Annotated in this window: 2 protein-coding genes and 1 pseudogene; all 3 read left to right on the top strand. The window is 45.3% G+C overall.

What is annotated here, in order from left to right:
- Window positions 1–456 (top strand): annotated as a pseudogene (locus tag A3739_RS16400) (hypothetical protein); the annotation flags it as partial.
- A gap of 55 nt (window positions 457–511) precedes the next feature.
- The gene (locus A3739_RS16395) at window positions 512–1,264 is read left to right on the top strand and encodes a sulfite exporter TauE/SafE family protein (protein WP_068482353.1); all 753 of its coding nucleotides are present in this window, start codon (window positions 512–514) and stop codon (window positions 1,262–1,264) included.
- 13 nt (window positions 1,265–1,277) lie between these two features.
- A partial coding sequence (locus A3739_RS16390; protein WP_156502629.1) for a TetR/AcrR family transcriptional regulator occupies window positions 1,278–1,460 on the top strand: 183 nt, incomplete at its 3' end.

The following is a 1,460-nucleotide window of genomic DNA, read 5'->3' as shown; positions in this document are numbered from 1 at the left end:
CTATTAGAGGGCTTAGCGAACTGGACCGTTCCATTCGATGCTATCGCATTTGGCGATTTATACTGCAACGGCATTGTCGAGTTTCGACAAAAACTATTTTCAGAAACAGTTATTGAGTGTGTATTTCCGCTCTTAATCGAAGAACAGATAGATCTGTCTCGAGAGATCGCTCGACAAATCATCAACACACCGATTCGAGCCTTGCTGCAAAGCATTAATCTAAAACATCTTGAGGAACACTGCTGCGGCGCAGACTACGATAATTCCCTGCTTGAGGGATTACCCGAGTGTGTCGACCCTTGCGGAGAAGTCGGTGAATTTCATACCTTCGTGTATGACGCACCGTTCTTCAAAACAGCGATTCGCATTCACCGAACAGAACAAGAAAGGCAGACATATCATCACGGTAGAGAGATGAATATGTTAGTTCAAAAATTTGAGGCTTCGTTACCGTAACGAAAGGGCATCATGCAAAGATCTCATAACTATCGACCAGCTTACGGCTTATAAAATGGGCATGATCCTTACACTCGGTTTCATCACATTAATCACGTCTATCATCGCAGGCGTCATTGGCTTTGGTGGGGGGATGCTACTGATTGCGATTCTTCCGCTGTTTCTTAGCCCAAGCATTATCATTCCGATTCATGGCATTACCCAGATTGCGAGTAATGCTTCACGAATGTTCTTTTCACTGTCTGATGTTCAGTGGCACCTCTTTCCTGCATTTTTGATCGGCTCAGTTCTAGGGACGATCGTATTTAGCCTCGCGCTATTTAATATTCCCCTGCAATTCTTGCCTGTTGCGATTGCTTGCTATCTACTTCTCAACCTGTGGAGCAAAACCTTTGGCGCATTTATAAAGAAGTTTGAAAGTTATTATTTGATTGGCTTTCTCCAGACCGGCTTAGGGCTAATCGTTGGAGCGCCGGGCCCGCTAGCCTTATCCGTTTTGACTAAAGAATTAGAATCTAACGATCAGATTATCTCCACCAGCGCCATGTTTATGACGATCAGTCATCTTGCAAAAATCCCAGTGTATTTGGCTATCACCCCGTTTTTGAGTGATAGCTTATTGCTGATCAGTGTAATGATCGTCTGTGCGATAGCCGGCTCATTTTTGGGCACTAAGCTGCGCATAAAGGCAGACAACGACAAAATCATACTATTGATAAAAATAGCGCTTAGCAGCCTCGCTGTGCACATGCTGGCATCGAGTTTGGTTGGGCAAATAATGCCGCTTGACCTGCCTACCTACCGGTAGGTAGGATGAACACATGACAACCAACACCCGACAACAAATCATCGACTATTCGGCTGAGCTTTTACGTGCCCGCGGCTACAACGGCTTTAGCTTTCTAGATATCGCCCGCGAGTTCGACATCAAGAAAGCCAGCGTACATCACTACTTTCCAAAAAAGGTAAATCTGGGTTTAGCCCTGTGTGACTGGACTCAGCAG

This window comes from Oleiphilus sp. HI0067, assembly GCF_001635735.1.
Note: the sequence above shows the minus strand (reverse complement) of the source record. Positions and strands in the feature narration are given on the sequence as shown.